22 protein-coding genes and 1 pseudogene are annotated in these 22,771 nt (G+C 71.7%); 16 read left to right on the plus strand and 7 right to left on the minus strand.

From position 1 onward, the window contains the following. The first annotated feature begins 34 nt into the window (after window positions 1–34). The 5 genes and pseudogenes from ACFWYM_RS40480 to ACFWYM_RS40500 all read left to right on the plus strand — a co-directional run bounded on the left by ACFWYM_RS40480 (window position 35) and on the right by ACFWYM_RS40500 (window position 4,532). Entirely contained in the window at window positions 35–1,000 is a 966-nt protein-coding gene (locus ACFWYM_RS40480) for a YgfZ/GcvT domain-containing protein (protein ID WP_384849208.1), read from the plus strand. Then, window positions 997–1,422, plus strand: a complete 426-nt coding sequence (dtd, locus tag ACFWYM_RS40485) for a D-aminoacyl-tRNA deacylase (protein WP_384849211.1) — start codon at window positions 997–999, stop codon at window positions 1,420–1,422. Before ACFWYM_RS40480 ends, dtd begins: the two co-directional genes overlap by 4 nt. 217 nt (window positions 1,423–1,639) lie before the next feature. Further along, complete coding sequence (locus ACFWYM_RS40490) at window positions 1,640–2,338, plus strand: ABC transporter substrate-binding protein (RefSeq protein WP_384849214.1); 699 nt, start codon at window positions 1,640–1,642, stop codon at window positions 2,336–2,338. A 53-nt stretch (window positions 2,339–2,391) separates the two neighbouring features. Further along, window positions 2,392–3,378 (plus strand): asparaginase, encoded by a 987-nt coding sequence (locus ACFWYM_RS40495; RefSeq protein WP_384849217.1) that lies wholly within the window; start codon window positions 2,392–2,394, stop codon window positions 3,376–3,378. Window positions 3,379–3,470: 92 nt separating this feature from the next. Continuing rightward, window positions 3,471–4,532 (plus strand): annotated as a pseudogene (locus ACFWYM_RS40500) (GNAT family N-acetyltransferase). A gap of 100 nt (window positions 4,533–4,632) precedes the next feature. Here ACFWYM_RS40500 and ACFWYM_RS40505 read toward each other — a convergent pair. Further along, window positions 4,633–4,818 (minus strand): hypothetical protein, encoded by a 186-nt coding sequence (locus ACFWYM_RS40505; RefSeq protein WP_384849220.1) that lies wholly within the window; start codon window positions 4,816–4,818, stop codon window positions 4,633–4,635. Window positions 4,819–4,974: 156 nt separating this feature from the next. Here ACFWYM_RS40505 and ACFWYM_RS40510 point away from each other — a divergent pair, with 156 nt between their 5' ends. After that, window positions 4,975–5,856: a winged helix-turn-helix domain-containing protein gene (locus tag ACFWYM_RS40510; RefSeq protein ID WP_384849264.1), complete on the plus strand. Its 882-nt coding sequence runs from the start codon at window positions 4,975–4,977 to the stop codon at window positions 5,854–5,856. Here ACFWYM_RS40510 and ACFWYM_RS40515 read toward each other — a convergent pair. Then, window positions 5,853–6,041 (minus strand): hypothetical protein, encoded by a 189-nt coding sequence (locus ACFWYM_RS40515; RefSeq protein WP_384849222.1) that lies wholly within the window; start codon window positions 6,039–6,041, stop codon window positions 5,853–5,855. The two genes, ACFWYM_RS40510 and ACFWYM_RS40515, sit on opposite strands and share 4 nt — an antisense overlap. 144 nt (window positions 6,042–6,185) lie before the next feature. Here ACFWYM_RS40515 and ACFWYM_RS40520 point away from each other — a divergent pair, with 144 nt between their 5' ends. The 3 genes from ACFWYM_RS40520 (at window position 6,186) to ACFWYM_RS40530 (ending at window position 9,152) form a co-directional block, all read left to right on the plus strand. Continuing rightward, a complete protein-coding gene (locus ACFWYM_RS40520) occupies window positions 6,186–7,082 on the plus strand; it encodes a GntR family transcriptional regulator (protein ID WP_384849267.1) in 897 nt (298 codons plus the stop codon). Continuing rightward, entirely contained in the window at window positions 7,082–7,816 is a 735-nt protein-coding gene (locus tag ACFWYM_RS40525) for an HAD family hydrolase (RefSeq protein WP_384849225.1), read from the plus strand. Before ACFWYM_RS40520 ends, ACFWYM_RS40525 begins: the two co-directional genes overlap by 1 nt. Before the next feature lie 100 nt (window positions 7,817–7,916). Continuing rightward, the gene (locus ACFWYM_RS40530; protein WP_384849228.1) at window positions 7,917–9,152 is read left to right on the plus strand and encodes an aminoglycoside phosphotransferase family protein; all 1,236 of its coding nucleotides are present in this window, start codon (window positions 7,917–7,919) and stop codon (window positions 9,150–9,152) included. A gap of 119 nt (window positions 9,153–9,271) precedes the next feature. Here ACFWYM_RS40530 and ACFWYM_RS40535 read toward each other — a convergent pair whose 3' ends face one another. Continuing rightward, window positions 9,272–9,928 carry a TetR/AcrR family transcriptional regulator gene (locus ACFWYM_RS40535; RefSeq protein WP_384849230.1) on the minus strand — a complete coding sequence of 219 codons (657 nt, stop codon included), beginning with the start codon at window positions 9,926–9,928 and terminating at the stop codon, window positions 9,272–9,274. A gap of 65 nt (window positions 9,929–9,993) precedes the next feature. On the opposite strand from ACFWYM_RS40535, the gene ACFWYM_RS40540 reads away from it, so the two are divergent. Next, a complete protein-coding gene (locus ACFWYM_RS40540) occupies window positions 9,994–12,072 on the plus strand; it encodes a HelD family protein (protein ID WP_384849233.1) in 2,079 nt (692 codons plus the stop codon). Window positions 12,073–12,143: 71 nt separating this feature from the next. On the opposite strand, the gene ACFWYM_RS40545 is transcribed toward ACFWYM_RS40540, so the two are convergent. Both ACFWYM_RS40545 and ACFWYM_RS40550 read right to left on the minus strand, forming a co-directional pair. Then, a complete protein-coding gene (locus ACFWYM_RS40545; protein WP_384849236.1) occupies window positions 12,144–13,640 on the minus strand; it encodes a penicillin-binding transpeptidase domain-containing protein in 1,497 nt (498 codons plus the stop codon). Between the two features lie 107 nt (window positions 13,641–13,747). After that, window positions 13,748–15,184: an MFS transporter gene (locus tag ACFWYM_RS40550; RefSeq protein WP_384849270.1), complete on the minus strand. Its 1,437-nt coding sequence runs from the start codon at window positions 15,182–15,184 to the stop codon at window positions 13,748–13,750. Window positions 15,185–15,322: 138 nt separating this feature from the next. Here ACFWYM_RS40550 and ACFWYM_RS40555 point away from each other — a divergent pair, with 138 nt between their 5' ends. The 6 genes from ACFWYM_RS40555 (at window position 15,323) to ACFWYM_RS40580 (ending at window position 19,418) form a co-directional block, all read left to right on the plus strand. Next, window positions 15,323–15,811, plus strand: a complete 489-nt coding sequence (locus ACFWYM_RS40555; RefSeq protein ID WP_384849239.1) for a MarR family winged helix-turn-helix transcriptional regulator — start codon at window positions 15,323–15,325, stop codon at window positions 15,809–15,811. Window positions 15,812–15,937: 126 nt separating this feature from the next. Further along, window positions 15,938–16,942, plus strand: coding sequence for an ATP-binding cassette domain-containing protein (locus tag ACFWYM_RS40560; protein WP_384849242.1), 1,005 nt, complete (start codon window positions 15,938–15,940; stop codon window positions 16,940–16,942). After that, a complete protein-coding gene (locus ACFWYM_RS40565) occupies window positions 16,939–17,700 on the plus strand; it encodes an ABC transporter permease (protein WP_384849245.1) in 762 nt (253 codons plus the stop codon). Before ACFWYM_RS40560 ends, ACFWYM_RS40565 begins: the two co-directional genes overlap by 4 nt. Window positions 17,701–17,845: 145 nt before the next feature. After that, window positions 17,846–18,268, plus strand: a complete 423-nt coding sequence (locus tag ACFWYM_RS40570; protein WP_384849247.1) for a helix-turn-helix domain-containing protein — start codon at window positions 17,846–17,848, stop codon at window positions 18,266–18,268. Between the two features lie 24 nt (window positions 18,269–18,292). After that, the gene (locus tag ACFWYM_RS40575) at window positions 18,293–18,907 is read left to right on the plus strand and encodes a hypothetical protein (RefSeq protein ID WP_384849250.1); all 615 of its coding nucleotides are present in this window, start codon (window positions 18,293–18,295) and stop codon (window positions 18,905–18,907) included. Window positions 18,908–19,064: 157 nt separating this feature from the next. Beyond that, window positions 19,065–19,418 carry a DUF2516 family protein gene (locus tag ACFWYM_RS40580; RefSeq protein WP_384849253.1) on the plus strand — a complete coding sequence of 118 codons (354 nt, stop codon included), beginning with the start codon at window positions 19,065–19,067 and terminating at the stop codon, window positions 19,416–19,418. 12 nt (window positions 19,419–19,430) lie between these two features. Here the strand turns inward: ACFWYM_RS40580 and ACFWYM_RS40585 are convergent, their stop codons facing one another. Beyond that, entirely contained in the window at window positions 19,431–20,924 is a 1,494-nt protein-coding gene (locus ACFWYM_RS40585) for a PP2C family protein-serine/threonine phosphatase (RefSeq protein WP_384849256.1), read from the minus strand. 154 nt (window positions 20,925–21,078) lie between these two features. Further along, window positions 21,079–22,104 carry an NlpC/P60 family protein gene (locus tag ACFWYM_RS40590; RefSeq protein ID WP_384849273.1) on the minus strand — a complete coding sequence of 342 codons (1,026 nt, stop codon included), beginning with the start codon at window positions 22,102–22,104 and terminating at the stop codon, window positions 21,079–21,081. Window positions 22,105–22,771 lie beyond the last annotated feature (667 nt).

A 22,771-nucleotide genomic window follows, 5' to 3' on the forward strand; every position in this document is an offset into this window, starting at 1 on the left:
ACGCGGGCTTCTTCGGGTCGTAGTCTTTGTGAACATGAAGAGCCCCCTCTTGTCCCTGCCCGGCGCCGTCCCCGCCGAGGGCGTGGACGAAGGCGTCGCCGCGCACTACGGCGACCTGTTCCGCGAGCAGCGCACCCTCGCCGACGGCGCGGGCCTCGTGGACCTCTCGCACCGCGGCGTCCTCACCGTCACCGGCTCCGACCGGCTGAGCTGGCTGCACCTGCTGCTCACCCAGCACGTGAGCGAGCTGCCCGCGGGCCAGGCCACCGAGGCGCTGATCCTCTCCGCCAACGGGCACATCGAGCACGCCCTCTATCTCGTCGACGACGGCGAGACGATGTGGGCGCACGTCGAGCCCGGCTCGCAGGAGGCGCTGATCGCGTACCTGGAGAGCATGAAGTTCTTCTACCGGGTCGAAGTCGCCGACCGGACGGAGGAGTTCGCCGTCGTGCACCTGCCGGCCGGGTCGATCGCCGAGGTCCCCGAGGGCGTCGCGGTGCGCGAGACGGCGTACGGGCGCGACCTCTTCCTGCCGCGCGCCGACCTCCCCTCGTACGCGGAGCAGCACGGGCCCGCCGTCGGCCTGCTCGCCCACGAGGCGCTGCGCGTCGAGGCGCACCGGCCCCGGCTCGGCTTCGAGACCGACCACCGGACCATCCCGCACGAGCTGGGCTGGATCGGCAGCGCCGTGCATCTGCAGAAGGGCTGCTACCGGGGGCAGGAGACCGTCGCCCGCGTGCAGAACCTGGGCAAGCCCCCGCGCCGCCTGGTCTTCCTGCACCTGGACGGCAGCGAGGTGCACCTGCCGCCGCCCGGCACGCCCCTGCACCTGGCGAGCGACGGCCCCGAGGGCCGCAAGCTGGGCTTCGTCACCACGTCCGTGCGCCACCACGAGCTGGGCCCCATCGCCCTCGCCCTGATCAAGCGCAACGTCCCGCTCGACGCGGAGCTCCTCGCGGGCACCACGGCCGCGGCGCAGGAGGTCGTGGTCGAGCCGTGAGGGCGGTCGTGCAGCGCGTCGACGGCGCGAGCGTGGTGGTCGACGGGGAGACCGTCGGGGAGATCAGCGGCGAGGGGCTGTGCGTCCTGGTGGGAGTGACCCACGAGGACACCAAGGAGAAGGCGGCCCAACTGGCCCGCAAGCTCTGGTCGGTGCGGATGCTGGCCGACGAGAAGTCGTGCAGCGACATCGACGCGCCTCTCCTCGTCATCAGCCAGTTCACGCTCTACGGGGACGCCCGCAAGGGCCGCCGCCCCACCTGGAACGCGGCGGCGCCCGGCGATGTCGCCGAGCCGCTCGTCGAGGAGGTCGTGGCCCGGCTCCGGTCGCTGGGCGCGACGGTGGCCACCGGACGCTTCGGCGCCCAGATGCGGGTCTCGCTCGCCAACGACGGTCCGTTCACGGTGCTGTTGGAGATGTGACCCGCCGGGCGCCACCGGCCCCGACTCCCCGTCACCGGGCCCGAGTTCCGGGCAACACCGCCCCCGACTTCCGGCCCGTCGACCTGCCGAAAACGCACTCCTGATCCCCCCATCTGGGGCCGATCGGGGGCACTCGGTCACATACCGGCCACGCGGGGTGGCACCATGCTCACACGCGGTGTACCGCGTCGGCCGGTCGAGGGGACGGTAGAGCCACATGAGCACACCAAGCACCGGGCAGCCGCCCGGACCCGTGTCGCTGGTCCGTACGGGCAGTGCGGGCAGCGCGGGTACCACGGGCAGCACGGGTCGTCGGGCGAGCACGAACGTGCCGCGGCCGCCCGCGCAGCGCACCGGCAGCGGTCCGGTCCTGCCCGAGCCGCCCGCGCACGACCTGGCGGCCCTGCGCCTGCCCGAGCTGCGCGCGCTGCGCCGCGAGGCCCAGCAGGACGAGGCGGACCTGAGCTATGTGCGGCGGCTGCTCCAGGGCCGCATCGACATCCTGCGGGCCGAGGCGGCCTCACGCAGGGACGCGGCGGCCGCGGGCAGCCGGAGCCCGGACGTCGGCGCGTACGCCCGCGAGGAGCCCCCGGGCGCCGTCGTCGACCGGCTCTCGGAGATCCTCGCGGACGCCCCGGCGCCCCGCCGCTCCTCCGCCCGCCACGTGACGCTCGGCACCCCGCACAGCGAGGAGTACCGGCTCCTCGCCACGGAGATGCTCGCCGAGGTCGAGCTCTCCGACCTGGCGGCCCGCACGGACGACGAGCTGCACGCCGCGATGGGCCGCCTGATCCGCTACGAGCAGCAGGTTTCCCGGCGCCGCGGACAGCTTCAGCACACTGCCGACGATTGCAGCGCGGAGATCGCCCGCAGGTACCGTGAAGGGGAAGCACAAGTCGACGACCTGCTCTCCTGACCCGGTGACCCCGGGGGTGACGGGCAGGTGTCCCTGCCCCCGGAAGGCCGAAGATGACCCCCGCCGCCTCCTTTGCCCCGCCCGCGGACGCCCCCGGCGCCATATCCCCGGTCCTCGCCGAGGTCGTGCGTTCCGGCTTCGTCGAGGGCCATCATCGGGGGAGCCTGGTGCTCCTCGCGGCGGACGGCAGCGTGGAGCTGGCGCTCGGCGATGTGACGGCGCCGGTCTTCCCGCGCTCGGCGAACAAGCCGATGCAGGCCGCCGCGGTGCTGCGGGCGGGGCTCCAGCTCAGCGGTGAGCGGCTCGCACTCGCCGCCGCGAGCCACTCCGGGGAGGTCTTCCACCGGGACCTCGTCCAGAAGATGCTGGCTGAGCACGGCCTGACCGCCGCCGCCCTGCAGTGCCCGAAGGACCTGCCGCTCGACCCGGTCGAGGCGGAGACGTACCTGGCCTCGGGCGCCGTCCGCGACCGCGTCACCATGAACTGCTCCGGCAAGCACACGGCGATGATCGCGGCCTGCGCCCTGAACGGCTGGGACACCGACTCCTACCTGGACCCCGAGCACCCCCTCCAGCAGCTGGTCCTCGACGTCGTCGAGGAGGCCGCCGGGGAGTCCGTGGCGGCGGTCGGCACCGACGGCTGCGGCGCCCCGCTGATGGCGCTCACGCTGCCCGGCCTGGCCCGCGCCTTCCGCCACTTCGTGCTCGCCCCCGAGGGCTCCGCCGAGCGCCGCGTCGCCGACGCCATGCGCGCCCACCCCGAGTACGTGGCGGGCACCCGGCGCCCCGACACCTGGCTGATGCGCGAGGTGCCGGGCACCCTGTCGAAGATGGGCGCCGAGGCGGTGCAGGCGGTGGCTCTCGCGGACGGCAGGGCGCTCGCGTTCAAGGTCGACGACGGTGCGGGCCGCGCCCTCGGCCCGGTCCTCGCCCGCGCCCTGACGATGCTCGGCGTGGACGCCCCGGTGGTCGGCCGCATCGGCCGTTCTCCCCTGCTGGGCGGGGGAGTTGAGGTCGGGGAGATCCGCGCCGCGTTCTGAGGGCGCGCGGGGCGCGGGCCAACGGCCGCACCGGACACGGGCGTACGGATATCCGGGTGCGGCCCGAACCCCCGTACGCCTAGCGTGCTCCCATGAGCGATGACGTCGAGGTCCGCCCGATCGCCGAGGACGAGCTGGCGGAGTGGCTGCGCGCCTGCAACGCGGGGTTCATGCGGCCCCTGGCCCGGGTCTCGGACGAGACCGTCGCGTACCGCAGGAAGTCCGTCGACCCCGCCCGTACGCAAGGGGCGTTCGACCCGGTGACCGGGCGCTGCGTGGCGACGTTCCGCAGCTTCGCGCAGGAGATCACCGCGGTGGGCGGTGCCCCGGTCCCGGCCGACGCCATCGCCAATGTGACCGTCAGTCCCACGCTCCCCCAAGCTCTTAAGGAGCAGGGGGGACCCCCTTCCGCCGCGGGCTGCTCGGCCGCATGATGGCCGCCGACCTGGCCGCCGCCAAGGAGCGCGGCGACGTGGTGGCCACGCTGATCCCCTCCGAGTACGGGATCTACGGCCGGTTCGGCTTCGGGCCCGCCACCTGGACGACCGACTGGACGGTGGGCGTGCCGCGTTCGGGCCTCGACCGGCGGGTGCCCGCCCCGCGCGAGGGCGGCCGTGTCGACCTCGTGGACGGGGCCCAAGTGCGGGACCTGGGGCCGGAGTTCCACAACCGCTTCCGAACCGGGCGGCACGGCGCCATCAACCGCGACGAGCACTGGTGGCAGCGCAACACGGGGCAGCAGGTCACCGCGGAGTATCCGTGGACCGAGCCCTTCTACGCGCTGTACCGGACGCCGGCCGGGGTGGTCGAGGGGCTCATGGCGTACGAGGTGGAGGCCCGGCACAACGACGCCAAGCAGCCCGCGGGCACCGCGACCGTGCTCGCTCGTCCTGGAGGTGCGGGACCGGGCCGGGTACGCGGCGGGGCGGTTCCGGCTGGAGGCGGGGGCGGGGGGTGCGCGGTGCGTGCCGACCGGGGAGAGGGTCCAACTGTCGCTGGATGTCGCCGAGTTGAGCTCGCTGTGGCTGGGCGGGGCGTCGGCGGAGCGGTTCGCCGCGCTCGGCCGGGTGGTGGCAGAGGAAGAGGGCGCCGACCGGGTGGCCGACGCCCTCTTCGGTGTGTCCAGGTCCCCCTGGTGCCCGGACATCTTCTAGGTGGTCTTCAGTTGTCGGCCTCGGCCGCGGTGCGACGGCGGTTCGGCCGCGGTTCGACGGCGTGACCGGACTCCCGGCTCCCCTCCGGATGGGAGCCCGGTCAGCCTGACTGGGCGAGCAGCATCACGAGGATCACGGCCCCGATGCCGCTGAGGGTGGTGTTCTTGGCCTTGATGCCGATGGACAGCGCGATGAAGGCGATGATGCCCATCGGTCCGTACTTCCACTGGACGAGCTGTTCGAAGCCGATGGCGACGGCGGCGATGACGAGGGCGATCAGTGGCATGGCTTCCCCCCTTATCCGGGACCACGTTGCTTAAGTTGGCAACCAAGTCCAAGGGACTTATCTCCGGGATGGCGAGGCTCATAACCATCTTTCGAGCAACTCCCCAAAGATGGCGCGAAGTTGTACCGTCTAAGTGTGAGCGCGGAACAAGCCTCGATGAATGGGCGGAAGGGGCCGCACAGGTCCTCCCGCGAGGTCGCCGACGAGCTGCGCAGCCGCATCAGGTCCGGGCTGCTGCGGCCGGGCCAGCGCATGCCCACGCAGGCCGAGCTGGCCGGTGAGTTCGGCGTGGAGCGCGGGCGGGTGCGCGAGGCGCTGCGCATCCTGCAGGGCGAGCACTTGCTGGCCAATGTGTCCAAGGGCAGCCCGCCCAAGGTCGCGGACGCGACGGCGGGCCCGGTCGGTGGCCCCGGGGAGGTGAGGCCGCAGCCCACGATGGTCGGCCTCGGACCGCGCATCACCGCCGCGTTCGACACTCCGCACGTCGAGATCGACGCCCTCTGCCTGACGGCGATATCCCTGACGATGGCGATCGGCGAACCGCTGCGGCGGATCCACGCCGGGGAGCGAAAACCGGCCAAGGTCGACGTCCGGGTGATGCTGCCGAGCCGCGACATCGACCTCGCCTTCCCGGCGCCGGTGGACGGTGGCGGCAAGGAGGGGGAGCAGCTGCACGAGCGCTGGCTCAACCAGCGCAACGCGCAGGGGCAGGTGCTCCGCCACAACCTCCTGGCGCTGCGCACCTCGCACGGCATCGACGTCAACGTCACGTTCCGGGCGCTGCCGTTCACGCCTCCGGTCAAGCTCTACCTGCTCAACGGCGCGGAGGCGCTGTTCGCCTACTACACGCTCACCAGGCAGAGCGGGCAGACGCTCGGCCACGACTCCGTGGAGATGTACGACGCCCAGGGGTCGCAGTCGATGCTCTTCCCCTTCCACCAGGGCGACGGGCTGCGGGACACGACCTTCGTGGAGCAGTCGCACCTGTGGTTCAACGCGCTCTGGGAGACGATCAGCCAGGACCTGGAGCTGAGTTAGAGGGCCGGGCCCGTGATCGAGAGGGCGAGCACGACCGCGCCGAGCGAGCTGCACGTGGCGTTGTGCGCGCGGACGCCGATGGTCAGGAGCAGCAGACCGGCGATGCCGGCCGGGCCGTACTTCCACTGCACGAACTGGTCGACGGTGACGACGAAGACGGCGGCGAGAAGGGACAGGGCTCGCATGATGGCGCCTCCTTCTGAAGTAGCTGCCAACTCAGGCGAGTTGGCAGCCAAGTTCACTCAAGTTGTCCCCGCTTGGCGGGAGTTCATAAACAAGTGGCCTTCAACTTCCCGCAACACCCTGAGATGGCCGGGTAGTTGTATCGTCTGGTCGTGACCAAGGAGAACGTCGCAGTGGACGGCAAGAGAAAGCTCTCCCCCCACGACATCGCCGAGGAGCTCCGCGGCCGGATGCGCGCCGGTGACCTCAGGCCCGGCGACCGGCTGCCCACCCAGAGCCGGCTCGCCGACGAGTTCGGCGTGGAGCGCGGCACCGTGCGCCAGGCGCTGCGCAAGCTCCAGGAAGAGGGGCTGCTCGACCACGTCAGCAAGGGCGCCCCGCCACGGATCGCCGAGCAGGCCCCGGAGGCGGCCTTGGTGGGCGAGGAGCCGCAGCCCTCGATGGTGGGCCTCGCGCCGCGCCTCACCGCCGCCTTCGCCGAGCCCCACGTCCGCATCGACGTGGTCTCGTACACGGCGGAAACCCTGATGCTCGCGCTCGGCGAGCCGGTGCGCCGCATCCACGACGAAAGCATTCGCCCGGACTCGATCGACGTGCGCATCCTGCTGCCCAGCAGCGACATCGACCTGGCGTTCCCCGTCCCGGTTACGGGCGCGGACGACGGCCGCCTGCACAGCCGCTGGCTCAACCAGCGCAACGCACAGGGGCAGGTGCTCCGCCACAACCTCCTCGCGCTGCGCAGCTCGCACGGCATCGACGTCAACGTCACCTTCCGCGCGCTGCCGTTCACGACACCGGTGAAGCTCTACCTCCTGAACGGGCGCGAGGCGCTGCTCGCGTACTACACGCTCTCGCGGCAGGAGCTGGCCTTCGAGGCGGGCAACGAGACCCTGGAGCTGTACGACGCGGGCGGTCTGCGGTCCCCGCTCTTCTCCTTCGAGAAGGCGACGGGCAGCGCGCGCGACTCCATGTTCGTGGCGGAGTCCCAGAACTGGTTCGACGCCCTCTGGGAAACCATCACGCTGGACCTGACACTCTCCTAGTGACTACTGATTCCACGGGTGCGAGTGATGTGAATGGTGCGATAGAGGCCCTCCTCGACGGCGTGCGCTGTGTGCTGTGGGACTTCGACGGCCCCATCTGCGGCCTGTTCGCGGGGCATTCGGCGCGCACGATCGCCGACGAGCAGGTGCGCTGGCTGCGCGAGCGGGGCCTGCGCGGACTGCCCACCGACGAGCTGACCGGCGAGGGGGACCCGTATGTGGTGCTGCGTGTCGTCGACCACCGCCACCCCGGCAGCGACCTCGTCACCGAGCTAGAGGAGCGGCTCACCCAGCAGGAGTTGAAGGCCGTCCGCTCCGCGCTGCCCACCGCGTACGCCGATCCGCTGATCCGGACCTGGACGGCCACGGGCGCCCGGCTCGCCGTCACCACCAACAACTCCCCGCTGGCCGTCGCCGACTACCTGGAGACGCGCGGCCTCACCGACTGCTTCGCGCCGCACATATACGGCCGCCTCAAGGAGGACCTCAGCCTCCTCAAACCGGACCCGCACTGCGTCCACCGCGCCCTCAACGCGATGGGGGTGTCACCCGCTGCCGCCCTCATGATCGGTGACACTCCGTCCGACCACGCGGCCGCGCGCGACGCCGGGGTGCGCTTCCTCGGATACGCGTACAGCGAGGCGAAGGCGGCGAAGCTGGCGGCGGCGGGCGCGCGGGTCGTCGTGGACTCGCTCCAGCCGGTCCTGGAGTCGGTCAAGCGTGGCGCCCGTTGACCAGTGGTGCACGCACACCTGATGCAAAGGTGACGCAACATCTGTCCACATGCTGGCAAGCGGCGGGTATCGCTCCGTGAGACGGCTACCCTCAGCGAGCATGTCGTCACCCCTGCCTCGAAGAGCCCATGAGGCATTGGTCCGCCGCTTCGCGGCCGCCCACCGGGACCGGCCGGGCGGCGAGGTCGCGGTCGGCCACCACAACCGGAACTACGTGGTTCCGCTGGACTGGCCGCTCGCCCTCCTCCTCGGCCGGATGCCCTTCGGCACCCGGGCCAAGTTCCGTACGCCCCTGGACGCGGTGGAAGTGGTGCCCCGGATCTGGCCGAGCGAGGCCGAGGTCCTCCGGGCGGTCACCCGCCGGCTCGGCGAAGTCCCGCGCTGTCTCGCGGACTTCGGCGACTGGTCGATCCACAGCTATGTGCCGGGCAGGCCGCTCTCCGAGGAGATCCCGCACGGTCCCGTCGGCGAGGAGCTGCTGCGCTCCTTCGCGCGCTTCTTCGCCCGCACGGCCTGCGTGCCCGAGGCCGAGCTGCCGCCGCTGCCCGCCGACTGGCCCGTCTCCGGCGACACCCAGTCCTTCCTGCGCCGGCTCATCGACTTCACCGAGCTCCGCGTGCACCGCCACAACCGGCGCCGCTTCGGCGCCCTCTTCCGCGCCGTGGGCGTCCGCACCGACGCCATGACCGCCTTCGCGGCCCGTCTCCCGCTGCTCGCCCCGCGCCCCTTCTGCCTCATCCACACCGACGTGCACCGCGCCAACGTCGTCATCGTGCGCCCCGGCAGGACCGTGGTCATCGACTGGGAGCTGTCGATGTTCGGCGACCCGGTGCACGAACTCGCCACCCATCTCGTGCGGATGGGGTACGACGAGGCCGAGCGCGACCGGATGCGCGACCTGTGGGCCGACGAGCTGACCGAGGCGGGCCGGGCCGAGCTGACCAAGGGCCTCGACACCGACCTGCCCGTCTACCTCGACTTCGAGTACGCCCAGTCGGTCTTCCCCGACATCATGCGCGCCGCCCTGGCCCTGCCCGCCGTCCCCGCCGACGAGGACTTCGAGGCGGCGGCGGCCCCGGTGCGCCGGGCGTTGCGCCGGGCGGCCGAGCCCCTGAGGCTGAAGGGGGTGCCGGGCACGGGCCGGGTCGTGACGGCGCTGCGCGCGTGGCACGCGGGGGACGTGGGGGAGCGGTTCCTGGGGGCTGGAGCAGGGGCGGGGCCGGTGTCGCGGCTCGGCGGTCCCGGCCGACTGAGACCGGGGCCCGACCCGTTCGCCCCGCTGGGGCCGGACCAGCTGGCGGGGACCCTCAACTGCGGGCCCTGGCAGTCTCGTTGAGCCTGCTCGCCGGACTGTGCGGGACCGTGCCTGACCAGGCCGGACCGTGCGCGACAGTGCCTACCCAGGCCGACCCGAGCCGGACCTGACGTGACGTGACCCGACCCGACTGACCTGAGCTAGGCGTACGCGGCGAGCCCCAGACGCAGCCCCGCGAACGCCCGTTCCGCCGCCGGCACCGCCTCGGTCGCCACCTCGTCGACCGCCTCCCCGGCCGCGATCCGCCGCCCGTTCTCCAGGGCGAGCACCCGCTGCACCGCCACGATCTGCGCCGCCGCGATCCGGGCGTCGAGCCCCGCCTCCGTACCGCCGTCGTCGAGCGCCTTCGCGAGGGCGGCCTCCGAGCGCTCCTGGTAGCCGGGGATGCGGGCGACGAGGGCGGGAGTCCCGTACAACAGGCGCTGGAAAGCCAGGACTTGGGGATGGTCGCTGAGGCCCGTGACCGGGTCGCGGCGCGCCACCGCGTCGAGGTGGTGGCGCTCGAGGGCGGCCAGGGGGGACTCGCCTGCGGCGCGGCCCGTGACCACCCGCGCCGCCTCGTCCTCGTGGTCGGCGAAGCGGTGCAGGACCAGGTCCTCCTTGGTGGGGAAGTACCGGAACAGCGTCGGCTTGGAGATCTCGGCGGCCGCCGCCACCTCCGCCACGGACACCTTGTCGAAGCCCTTCTCCAGGAAGAGCGCGATCGCCGCCTCGGAGATCGACTGGTACATCCGCTGCTTCTTGCGCTCGCGCAGGCCCGCTTCGCCCACGGCGCCGGCTTCGCCGCTCGTCGTCATGGAAGCAGCGTACGCCCTTTGAATCTCGGTTACAAATTTAACTCGGTTACGTTATTCTTCTCGGCATGACACCTGACGAGGTCCTCACCCAGGAACGCGGCTACCACGACACCTGCCGCACCGCCCTCGACGCGATGGTCCAAGGCGCCCAGGACCACGTCATCACCGGCGAGAACGTCTCCGCGTCCGGCGCCGACGCCGAGGTCCTCGGCTATCAACTGCGCAGTCGCGCCAAGGAGTTCAGGGAGCTGCCGGACGCGCCGCTGTTCTTCGGGCGCCTCGACTTCGACGCCGCCGCGCCCGAGGCGGGCGACCACCGCGGGCAGAGCTACCACATCGGGCGGCTGCGCATCACCGAGCACCCCTCGGCCCCGCCGCTCGTCGTCGACTGGCGCGCCCCCGTCTCCCGCGCCTTCTACCAGGCGGGCCCCCGCGACCCCCAGGGCGTGGCCGTCCGCCGCCGCTTCGGCTGGGCGCCCGGCAGCAAGGGCGCCTCCGCCGACCTCACCGGCCTTGAGGACGAGCCCCTCGGGGAGGAGGGGCCCCTCGGAGAGGAGGATCCGGCGGACGGGGAGGCCCAGTGGGGCGCCGTCGCGGCGGCCGGCGGGATCCTCGCGGGTGAGATCGAGCGGCCCCGCGTCGGCCCCATGCGCGACATCGCCGCCACCATCCAGCCCGAGCAGGACGACCTCGTGCGCGCCGAGCTCACCGCGTCGGTCTGCGTGCAGGGCGCCCCCGGCACCGGCAAGACCGCCGTCGGCCTGCACCGGGCCGCCTACCTCCTCTACACCCACCCCCAGCGCGTGCAGCGCTCCGGGCTCCTCATCCTCGGCCCCAACCGCACCTTCCTGCGCTACATCGCCGAGGTCCTGCCCGCGCTCGGCGAGACGGGCGTGCGCCAGTCCACCGTCCAGGACGAGATCGCCCGGCACGAGGTGCGCGGCCACGACGACGCGGCGGCGGCCCGGGTCAAGCACGACGCCCGGATGGCCGAGGTGCTGCGCCGGGCCCTCTACGCGCGGGTCGGCGCGCCCGCCAACTCCCTCGCGATCCCGGACGGTTCGTACCGCTGGCGCGTGGACCTCTCCGACCTCGGGCGCATCGTCGACGACGTGCGCGCCGAGCAGCCGCCGTACGAGATCGGGCGGGAGCGGGTGCGCAGCCGGGCCGTGCGCATCGTGCGGGAGCAGGCCGAGCGGCGCGCGGGCGCGGTGACCAACGCCTGGCTGCAGAAGATCTCCCGGGCCCGGCCCGTCTCCGCGTACGTCGACGAGGTCTGGCCGAGGGCGAAGGCGGAGGAGGTGCTCGCCGCGCTGCTCACCGACCCGGACACGCTCGCGGCGGCGGCCGACGGGATCCTCGACGAGGCGGAACAGCGGGCGATCCGCTGGAGCAGGCCGCCGCGCTCCTTCAAGTCGGCCCGCTGGTCCGCCGCCGACCTCGTCCTGCTCGACGAGCTGGCCGGGCTCATCGAACGGCCCGAGGGCTACGGCCACATCGTCGTCGACGAGGCGCAGGACCTCTCCCCGATGGAGTGCCGGGCCATCGCGCGCCGCGCCGACTTCGGCTCGCTCACGGTCCTCGGCGACCTCGCCCAGGGCACCACGCCCTGGGCCGCCCGCTCCTGGCCCGAACTCCTTCGCCACCTCGGCAAGCCCACCGCCACCCTGGCCCCGCTGACCACCGGCTTCCGCGTCCCGAAGGCGGTCGTGGGCCTGGCCAACCGGCTCCTGGCCGAGCTGGACGTGGACGTGCCGCCCGCGCGGTCACTGCGCGCGGACGGCGAGTTGAGGATCGAGGAGACGGACGATGTGACGGCGGCGACCGTCACCGCCGTGCGCCGGGCGCTGACCCAGGAGGGCTCCCTCGGCGTCATCGCCGCCGAGGCCGGCACGGAGGCGCTGCGCGCGGCCCTCGCCGCGGCGGGCATCGCGTGCGCGGGCCCCGACGACCTCGCCGCGCGCGTGACGGTGCTGCCCGCGACGGTCGCCAAGGGCCTGGAGTACGACCACGTGATCGCCGTCGAGCCCGCCGCGATCGTCGAGGCGGAACCCCGGGGCGCGCACCGCCTGTACGTGGTCCTGACCCGTGCGGTGTCCCGCCTCGACGTGCTGCACAGCAGGCCGCTGCCCTGGAACTCGTAAGGCTCGTGAGGCAAGGGACGTTCGCGCGGCAGCGGTGACGCACCGGTCGACGGCCGGAGCCGGAGTCGGGGTCACTTCTCCTTCAGGACCGCCTCCATGACCGACTTCGCGATGGGCGAGCCGAGCCGACCACCCGCGATCTGCTCGCGCGGGATGTTCATGTCCTTCGGGTCCACGAAGACGGCGACGGCGACGGGGGAGCCGCCGTCGTCGTCCTTGGCGTAGGAGACGAACCAGGCGTACGGGCGCTCGTCGCGGACGTTCGCGCCGTGCTGGGCGGTGCCGGTCTTGCCGCCGACGACGGTGCCACCGCCGATCTTGGCCCCGCTCGCGGTGCCCTTCTCGACGGTGTTCTCCATCATCGCCTGGACCTTGTGCGCGGTGTCCTCGGAGACGGCCTGGCTCATCTCCTGCGGCTCGTTCTTCTCGATCGTCGACAGGTCGGGGCCGCGCAACTCGTCGACCAGGTACGGCTTCATCAGCTTGCCGTTGTTGGCGATCCCCGCCGTGACCATCGCCATCTGCAGCGGGGTGGAGGTCACGCTGCCCTGGCCCATGCCGGTCAGCGCGGTCTGCGGCTGGTCGAGCTCTTCGGGGTAGGCACTGGCGACGGCGCGGACCGGAACGAACTGCTCCTCGTTGAAGCCGAACTTCTCGGCGGTCTCCCGCATGTCGTCCTTGCCGACCTTCCAGGCCGTGTCGAGGAAGACGTTGTTGCAGGACCACTGCATGCCGACCTTCAGGGACGCCTTGTCGCAGGGGCCCGCCACGTCGTTGCCGATGCGGGTGGAGCTCTGCGGCAGCTTGTACGGGGCCTTGGCGCCGGTGGGCTCGTCGATGTCCTTGATCGTGCCGTGCTCCAGGGCGGCGGCCGCGGTGAGGATCTTGAAGGTGGAGCCCGGCGGGTACGTCTCGCGCAGGGCACGGTTGTTGAGCGGCTTGCTCTTGTCCTTGAGGAGCTTCTGGTACTCCTTGCCCTCCTTGCTGGAGATGCCCGCGAAGACCGAGGGGTCGTACGAGGGGGTGGAGGCGAGGGCGAGGATCTTGCCGGAGCGGGGGTCGAGGGCGACCACGGCACCGGGCGCGCCGAGGTCGGTCAGCCCCTTGTACGCGGCCTGCTGGGCCTTCGCGTCGATGGTGGTGACGACGTCGCCGCCGCGGCGCTTCTTGCCGGTGAGCATGTCCACCGTGCGGCGCAGGAAGAGCCGGTCGTCGGTGCCGCTGAGGATGCCGTTCTCGACGCCCTCCAGGAAGGTGCGGCCCTGGGCCTGCGAGAAGTAGCCGGTGATCGGGGCGTACATGGGGCCCTGCTTGAAGAGCCGCTTGTACTTGAAGTCCGAGTACTCCCCGTCGGAGCCCGTGTCCGACGCCTTGGACCCGGTGATGGACTTGCCGCCCACGATGATGTCGCCGCGCGGGTGCGAGAACGCCTCGATCTGGACCCGCCGGTTGTGGGTGTCGTTGGAGAGCTTGTCGTTCTGCGCGAACTGCACCCAGTTGGCGCGGCCGAGCAGCGCGAGGATGAGCAGGCCGCAGAATATGGCGACGCGCCGGACTGGTTTGTTCACACTTCCCCCTGAGCTTCACCCTGGTCGGTGACGTTTCATCATCACCTCGCCCCTACCTTCAGAGGGCGAGGTGCCCTGATTTCGTTGCAGAACAGTCATACGAAAACTTAGTGGCTGCGGGCGGGGCGGAGCACCGTGGCGGCGAGGGCCAGGGCCGCGAGGAGCAGGGCCGCGCCCACCGTGAAGGCCAGGTGGTAGCCCTCGGTCAGGGCCTCGGGACGGGGGGTGCCGGTGGTGCGGAGGTGGTCGGTGCGGGCGGCGGCGAGGGTGGAGAGGACGGCCACGCCGAGGGCCATGCCGATCTGCTGAGTGGTGTTGAAGAGGCCGGAGGCGAGCCCCGCGTCGTCCTCGCGGGCGCCGGACATGCCGAGCCCGGTCAGGGCGGGCAGCGCCAGGCCGAAGCCCGCGGCGAGCAGCATCACGGGGAGCAGGTCGGTGGCGTAGCTCGCGTGCACGGGCACCCGGGCCAGCAGCCCCAACACCCCGACCAGGAGCGCGAGTCCGGTGAGCAGCACCGCCCGCTCGCCGAACCGGCCGATCAGCCGCGCCGAGACCCCGAGCGAGACCGCGCCGATGACGAGGGCCGCGGGCAGCATGGCGAGCCCGGTCGCGGTGGCGTCGTACGCGAGGACGTTCTGGAGGTAGAGGGCGACCAGGACCTGGAAGGAGAAGAGGGCCGCGACCATCAGCAGCTGCACCAGGTTGGCCCCGGCGACGCTGCGCGACCGCAGCACCCGCAGCGGCATGAGCGGGGTGCGGGCGGTGGCCTGGCGGGCGACGAAGCCCCCGAGCAGGGCGAGCGCGAGGGCGCCGAGCCCGAGCGTGTGGCCCGAACTCCAGCCGTACTCCTCGACCTTGACCACGCTGTAGATGCCGGTCATGAGCCCGGCCGTGACCAGCAGGGCGCCGCTGACGTCCGCCCCGGCCCGCAGGCCGAGCCCGCGGTCGGCGGGGAGGGCGGGCAGGGCGAGCGCGAGGGTGGCGAGCCCGATGGGCAGGTTGATGAGGAAGATCCAGTGCCAGTTCAGGAGGTCGGTGAGCACGCCCCCGAGCACCTGCCCGATCGACGCCCCGGCCGCGCCGGTGAAGCTGAACACGGCGATGGCTCTGGCCCGTTCACGGGGCTCGGTGAAGAGCGTGACGAGGATGCCGAGGCTCACGGCGGAGGCGAGCGCGCTGCCGACGCCCTGGAGGAAGCGGGCGGCGATGAGGACGCCGGGGGAGGCGGCGGCGCCTGCGAGCAGCGAGGCCCCGGTGAACACCCCCGTCCCGACGAGGAACAGCTGCTTGCGCCCGAGCAGATCACCGAGCCGCCCGGCGAGCAGCAACAGGCTCCCGAAGGCGATCAGGTACGCGTTCACCACCCAACTCAGGCCGCCGGGCGTGAAGTCGAGGTCGCTCTGGATGGCGGGCATCGCGACGGTGACGATGCTGCCGTCCAGGACGTTCATGAGCAGCCCGGTGGCGATGACGCCGAGGGCGAGCCGGCGGCGCGGGGGACGGGGGTGCGTGCGGGTGCGGGGTGCGGATTCCAGCGTGGACAGAGCAACCACGGTTTCTCTCCTGCGAGTTGGCCGGGCCGGTGAGTCGGCCGGGGTGCCGGAAGGACAAGAGGGACCGTAGCAGATAGTTCCGTTGCAGACTATCTACTTCGGTTCCTCAATCCGGCTATCCTGGGCCGCATGACCGCCATGGCTCCCGCCCACACCGACCTGGACCTCTCCTTCCTCCTGGACCACACCAGCCACGTCCTGCGCACCCGGATGGCCGCCGCCCTCGCCGAGATCGGGCTGACCGCGCGCATGCACTGCGTCCTGGTGCACGCCCTGGAGGAGGAGCGCACCCAGGCCCAGCTCGCCGAGATCGGGGACATGGACAAGACGACGATGGTGGTGACCGTGGACGCCCTGGAGAAGGCGGGCCTCGCCGAGCGCCGCCCCTCCGGCACGGACCGGCGCGCCCGGATCATCGCCGTCACCGACGAGGGCGCCCGGGTCGCCGTACGCAGCCAGAAGATCGTCGACGGCGTGCACGAGGCGGCGCTCGGCTCGCTGCCCAAGGGGGAGCGCGACACCCTGGTGCGGGCGCTGAACCGGCTGGTCGCGGGGCACTTGGCGACCCCCGCCGAAGCTCCGCAGGGGGCGCGCAGGCCGCGGCAGCGGGCGCAGTAGCCGCGGTGGGCCGAGGTTTCACGCCGAGGCCCGTCCGAGGCTCCGCCAAGGGGCGTGACAGCTGCGTCAGGAGGCGTGACAGCGGCGTGACAGGGGGGTGTCAGGACCCGTCGGCACCTTGTTCCCATGACAACTTCTGCGATCGCGGTCACGGGACTGCGCAAGGCATACGGCGACAAGGTCGTCCTCGACGGCATCGGCTTCGAGGTCCCCTCGGGCTCGATCTTCTCGATGCTCGGCCCGAACGGGGCGGGCAAGACTACGACGGTCAACGTCCTGACCACGCTGATGAAGGCGGACGCCGGGACGGTGCGGGTGGCCGGCCACGACGCGGTCACCGCCACCCGGCAGGTGCGCGCCGCGATCGGCGTGACCGGCCAGTTCGCCGCGGTGGACGAGCTGCTCTCGGGCCGCGAGAACCTGCAGCTGATGGCGGACCTGAAGCGGGTGCGCGGCAGCGGCCGGGTGGTCTCGGGGCTGCTGGAGCGGTTCGACCTGACGGAGGCGGCGGACAAGCTGGCGGCGACCTACTCCGGGGGCATGCGCCGCAAGCTGGACCTGGCGATGACGCTGGTCGGCAAGCCCGAGATCATCTTCCTGGACGAGCCGACCACGGGCCTCGACCCGCGCAGCCGGCGCACCATGTGGCAGATCGTGCGCGAGCTGGTGGCCGAGGGCACCACCATCTTCCTCACCACCCAGTACCTCGACGAGGCCGACCAGCTCGCCGACCGGATCGCGGTGCTCAACCAGGGCAGCCTGGTCGCCGAGGGCACCCCCGAGGAGCTCAAGCGCCAGATCCCGGGCGGGCACGTGCGGCTGCGGTTCAGCGACCCGGCCGCCTACCGCTCCGCCGCCTCCGCGCTGCGCGAGGTCACCGCGGACGACGAGGCCCTGTCGCTGCAGATCCCCAGCGACGGCACCCAGCGCGAGCTGCGCTCCATCCTCGACTGGCTGGACTCGGCCGGGGTCGAGGCCGACGAGCTGACCGTGCACACGCCGGACCTCGACGACGTCTTCCTCGCCCTGACCGACCACACGGCCACGCAGTCCGCGGCCGCGCAGCCCGCCCCCACCCGTCCCACGACCACCACCCCCGGCTCCACGACCCCTGAGGAGATCGCGCGATGAGTACCGCTTCCACCCCCCTGGCCGACTCGGCGATCATCCTGCGCCGCAACCTCAAGCACTCCCTGCGCAACCCCACCACGGTCTTCAACGCGATCCTCTTCCCGATCGTGATGATGCTGCTGTTCGTCAAGGTGCTCGGCGGCGGCTTCGACGTCGGCGTGCCCTACATCGACTACGCGACACCGGGGCTGCTGGTCATGGCCATCAGCTACGGGCTCGGCGCCACCTCGGCGGCCGTGAACGCCGACATGACCAAGGGCGTCATCAACCGCCTCAAGGTCATGGACGTCTCCCGCGGCGCCGTGCTCTCCGGGCACGTCGTCGTCACCGCGGTGCGCTGCGTCGTGGCCTGCGCGGCCATCATCGGGGTGGCCTTCCTGATGGGCTTCGACCCGGGTGCGAGCGCCCTGGACTGGCTCGGCGTCGCCGGCCTCGTCGTCCTGGTCAGCGTCGCGGCCGCCTGGCTCACCGTCGCCCTCGGCCTGGCCGCCAAGACGGCGGAGTCCGCGGGCTTCGCCACCGTCCCGCTGGTCATGCTGCCGTTCCTCAGCAGCGCGTTCGTGCCCGCCGACACCATGGGCACCGGGGTGCGCCAGTTCGTGGAGTACCAGCCCTTCACCCCGATCATCGAGAGCCTGCGCGGTCTGCTCGCGGGCCACCCGTCGGGCGGCGACACGGCCGCGGCCCTCGCCTGGTGCGTGGGACTCGCCGTCGTCGGGTACTTCTGGGCGGTGGCCACCTTCAAGAAGCGCGTGTGAGTGGTGCGCGTGAGAGCAGTGCGTGTGTGAGCAGTGCGCATGTGAGCCGCGCCGAACGCGAGTGCGCTACGCCCCGTCAGTGGCGTAGCGCACTTTTGCAAGCAGCCGCTTGCAATTGTTAGCAAGGGTGGCGCACCATCGGGGCATGGCATCACTCAACGTCGGCAGTCTCGGCGAGTATCTGCGGGAGCAGCGGCGGACCGCCCAGCTCTCCCTGCGGCAGCTCGCCGATGCCGCCGGTGTGTCCAATCCGTATCTGAGCCAGATCGAGCGGGGCTTGCGCAAGCCGAGCGCGGAGGTGCTGCAGCAGGTCGCCAAGGCCCTGCGGATCTCCGCGGAGACGCTGTACGTGCGCGCCGGGATCCTCGACGAGAAGGAGCGGGTCGAGCTGGAGACGCGCGCCGTCATCCTCGCCGACCCCTCCATCAACGAGCGCCAGAAACAAGTGCTGTTGCAGATCTACGAGTCGTTCCGCAAGGAGAACGGATTCGAGACCTCCGGCACCGAGGAATCCGGTGATGCCGGGCACGACGAGCACGACGAGCAGAAGCAGACACCCTCAAGCTGACGCGAATCCGGGAGGACCATCGCCATGGCCGCCACCGAAGACATCCGTAAGATCCTCACCGACCCCAAGCCCCTGTACGCCCTGGCCGGTGGCGCCGACCGCGTCGCCGAGAAGGCCAAGGAGGTGCCGGGGGCGATCGAGAAGCTGATCGACGAGGCGCCCAAGCGCTTCGAGGACGTGCGCTCCACCGACCCGAAGGCCGTCCAGGACCGGGTCACCCAGCAGGCGAAGGACCTCCAGGTCAAGCTGACCGAGTTCCTCGGCACCCTCGACGCGGACTTCAAGAAGCTCACCGAGCAGGCCCAGGACGCGGCGCTGCAGGCCGTGGGCCGGGCCGCCGAGGCGGCCGTCAAGCTCCAGGAGCGGTACGACGGCCTGGCCGACCACGGCCACACGGTCGTACGGAACTGGCGCGGCGAGGTCGCCGAGGAGGCCCACGACCTGGCCGAGGCCATCGAGCCGGACGCCGAGCCGGAGCCCGAGCCGCAGGAGTCGGCGGCGGCCGAGGACACGTCGGCCGAGGACAAGCCGGCCGAGTCCAAGAGCGGCGCGGCCGCGCCCGCCGCCAAGAAGACGACGGCGAAGAAGACCACGGCCAAGAAGACGACCGCGAAGAAGACGACGCCGCCCGCCAAGTAGCAGCGGCCGCGGCCTCGAAGCGGCAGCGGCCTCGAAGGAGCACCGGCTTCGAAGCAGCAACGGTCTACGGAACGGGCCGGGCACTCATCGAGTGCCCGGCCCGTTCACGGGGTAGCGGGTACCGTGGCCGCGTAATCACGTAGGTGTGCCGAGACTGGTGGTGGACGTTGTGCTGATGCAGGGGTTCGCGAACTTCATGTGGCTGCTGTCGCTGGCCCTGATCGTGTTCAGCGGCTTCGCGCTTCTCGACGCGGCCTTCCGCCGGGAGGACGCCTACCGGGCGGCGGACAAGAAGACGAAGCCGTTCTGGCTGATCATCCTCGGCCTGGCCTTCGTGGTGAACCTGCTCTTCCCGGTCATGTCGTTCCTGCCGATCATCGGTCTCGTCGCGACGATCGTGTACATGGTGGACGTGCGCCCCGCGATCCGTCAGATCACCGGCGGCGGCGGCCGTCGCAGCGGCGGCTCCAGCAGCGACGGCCCGTACGGCCCGTACAACGGCGGCCGTTGAGCCCCTGAGGGCTCAACGATCACGGTCGAGCAGCAGCACCGCCACGTCGTCGGTCAGATCTCCACCGTTGAGGTCACGGACCTCGTTGACCGCGGCTTCCAGGAGCTCGTCACCGCGCAGCCCCGAGGCGAGCTGGCGGCGCACCATCTCCACCATGCCCTCCTGCCCGAGCCGCTGGTTGCCCTGCCCGATGCGCCCCTCGATCAGCCCGTCGGTATAGAGCATCAGGCTCCACTTGCCGCCGAGCTCGACCTGTCGCCGAGGCCACCGGGCCCGCGGCAGCAGCCCGAGGGCGGGCCCGCTGTTCTCGTACGGAAGCAGCTCGGCCTCCCGCCCCTCCCGCGCGATGAGCGGCGACGGATGCCCGGCCAGGCAGAGCCCCGCCCGGCGCCCGTCCGGGGCGATGTCGACCGTGCAGAGCGTCGCGAAGATCTCGTCGTCGGCCCGCTCGTGCTCCAGGACCCGCTGGAGCGTGGAGAGCAGCTCGTCCCCGCACAGCCCCGCGAAGGTCAGCGCCCGCCAGGCGATGCGCAGCTCCACGCCGAGCGCCGCCTCGTCCGGGCCGTGCCCGCAGACGTCGCCGATCATGACGTGCACCGAGCCGTCCGGGGTGCGCACGGTGTCGTAGAAGTCCCCGCCGAGCAGCGCGCGCGAGCGCCCCGGCCGGTAGCGGGCGGCGAACCGCAGCGGCGACCCGTCGAGCAGGGGAGTGGGCAGCAGTCCCCGCTCAAGGCGGGCGTTCTCCTGTGCCCGCAGCCGCGACTCGGTGAGCTGCCGCTGGGCGACGTCGGCCCGCTTGCGCTCCACGGCGTACCGGATGGCGCGGCTGAGCAGCCGCCCGTCCAGCTCGTCCCGCAGCAGATAGTCCTGCGCGCCGACCCGCACGGCCTCGGCACCGCGCTCGGCGCCCCGCTCGGCGTCGCCGTCCGCGGTGAGCGCGAGGACGGCGTGCCGGGGCGCGAGGCGCAGTACGTGCTTGAGCGCGACGAGCTCGTCCGGGTCCTGGCCGTCGCCGGAGGGGCCGGTGAGGGCCAGGTCGAGCAGGATGCAGTGCACGTCGTCGGTGAGCAGCCGCTCGGCCTCGGTGAGGTTGCGGGCGGTGCGGACGCGGATGGGCTTGCCCGCGGCGTCGAGCATCTCGGGGACGCTGAAGGACCCCGCCGGGTCGTCCTCGATCACCAGCAGAGACAGCGAGGAGCCGGACGGCTGCGGGTCGAGGGGCCGGAGGGATGCGGCGTCGGCGGGAGCGGCGGTCGCCGCCGACGGCTGAGCCTGACCGCCTTCCGCGGCCGGGACTGCTCTCTGCCGCGGTATGGGTACGGGCATCGCTTGGTTCCTTCCCTCCCCCCGAGGGCACGGTGAAGCGCAGGTCGACGCCCCACCAGACGGGGACCCTAGCGGTAGCCGTCGCCTGATGGGAATGGCGTCCGGCAAACGGCCACCGTCATATGCCGCATCCAGGACCGCAATTGGGCACGACAAGGTCTTGAGGGGAATGACGAACATCACGCCGTGAAGGTTGAGCGAGGTGCCGAAGTGACGTACCGCACATGGAATACGTCACTCCCCAAAGGCCGACCGACTCCGACTCGACTCTCGATCCGACCCGGCTCTCGACTCCGACTCGACTCTCGACTCCAACCCGGCTCTCGACTCCGACTCAGCTCTTGGCGTCGGGACGGACGACTCCGAGGATCTGCATCGACCCGGCGCCCGTGATGGTCACGTTCCGCCCCGGGCGCGGGGCGTGCACGATCGCGCCGTCGCCCAGATACATCCCCACGTGGCTGGCGTCCGAGTGGTAAATGATGAGATCGCCCGGCCGCATGTTCTTGATGTCGATGTGGGGCAGCTGCTTCCACTGCTCCTGGGAAGTGCGCGGAATGCCGCGCCCGGCGGCCGCCCATGCCTGTGAGGTCAGCCCCGAGCAGTCGTAAGAAGAGGGCCCTTCAGCCCCCCACACATACGGCTTCCCGATCTGATCGGTGGCGAATTCAACGGCTTTCTTCCCCTGTCCGCTGGCCCGCCCCCGAATGTCCTTCAGCACACCCGAACTGACCCAGGCGGACTGCTTCTTGAGGGCTTCCTCTTCCTCCAGCTTGCGCAGCCGCTCGCGCTCTTTCTTCTCGAGCTTCGACTCCAGCGCCTTGGCGGCCGCGATCTGCTTCTTGATCTTCTTCTTGGAGGCGGCCTTGGCCTTCCGGTTGGCCTCCAGCTTCTTCCACTGGGCGGAGGCGTCCTTGGCGTAGGCGGCCAACTCCTCCTGCGTGCGGGCCAGTTCCCCGAGCATGCCCTTGGTGGCCTTCTCGCCCTGCCGCATGCGTCCCGCGCCGTCCAGGAACTCCTGCGGGTCATCGCTCAGCATCAGCTGGGCTTCATCAGGCATGCCGCCATTGCGATACTGCGCGCGGGCGGCGGCACCGGCCTGGGCCTTCAGCTTGTCGAGCTTCGCCTGCCCCTTGGCGATGTCACGGGCCAGGCTCACGATGCGCTCGGACTGCTTCTTGGTCTTCTCCTCGGCGGCGTTGTACGCCTCGGTGGCGAGTCCGGCGTCGTGATAGAGCCGGTCGATCTTCTTCCGCACATCCTCAAGGGAGCCGGATTTCGGGGGTGTTGGCTTGGCTGGGCTTGCATGTGCCGTCCCCGTTACGCCGCTCAGCACGGTCACCGCGCAGATCAGCGCCATGCCCGCCACGGTGGTCTGTCGCTTGCCGGTCACGCCCCGCCACCCCCAGAACTGATTTACCGTCAGTAACTTCCGCTCGCTTTCGGGATGGTGCCATGCCGGTCCCCAATGCGACAGAGCGCGACGGCAACTCCGGTCCCCCACCCGCTCCATGTGACGAACGGCACGAAGAGATCGTTCCCTCGCCGGGTGCGGGTGGTCCCTGCCGGGGGCCTTTCCCCAACCCCGCCCCTTCCCGAATCCGCCGACTCCGTCGGCCCTGGGGGCACCGCCTGGGGGCTGCGCCCCCAGACCCCCCATCGGCCTGAACGGCCTCGTCCTCAAACGCCGGACGGGCTGAAAGGTGCCCCCCCCGGTGGCGAAAGGGTGGGCGGGGGAAAGGCGCCAAGGCAAGACGGCCCGCAGGCGGGCGACGGCGCAAGGGGTGGGGACGCGGCTACGGGCCCGCGGCCGGGCGACGGCGCGAGGGGTGGGGACGCGGCTGCGGGCCTGCGGCCGGGCGACGGCGCAAGGGGTGGGGGCTGTCTACCGAGAGGCGCGGGCAGGGATGACGGCCCGCAGACGGGCGACGGCGCAAGGGGTGGGGACGCGGCGGTATGTCCGCCCGCAGTACAGCACCCCACCCACCCCAGTACTCATGAACTCGTACGGCGCCCCCGGCTTTTCG

Source organism: Streptomyces sp. NPDC059009 (genome assembly GCF_042740175.1).
In the GTDB taxonomy this organism is placed as follows: Bacteria; Actinomycetota; Actinomycetes; order Streptomycetales; family Streptomycetaceae; genus Streptomyces.